The 246-nt window shown below is 45.1% G+C and carries 1 pseudogene; it reads right to left on the reverse strand.

Annotated features, from left to right (window positions below):
• Nucleotides 1–246 (reverse strand): annotated as a pseudogene (locus ACYQ2O_RS13810) (transposase); the annotation flags it as partial.

Raw genomic sequence — 246 nt, forward strand, 5'->3', positions numbered from 1 at the left:
CTGGCATCATCCATTTGTTTTACCTTATAGACTTTTTGACACAGCCCCGCATTTTTTAAGGGGCACTCCCGGCAATGGGCTTCTGGTCGAACATACTTGAGGGCACCATAACGTTTATCATAGCTGTGTTCACGAAAACAGGTAGGGGCATAATGGTCATCAACTTCCCCATTATGTTTCGCTTGTCTTTTTAAGGCGGTGATCGGCTCTTGACCAGAGTTGTGAGCTTCCGTATAAATGTCTTTG

It is taken from the genome of Alkalibacterium sp. m-11 (assembly GCF_054658155.1).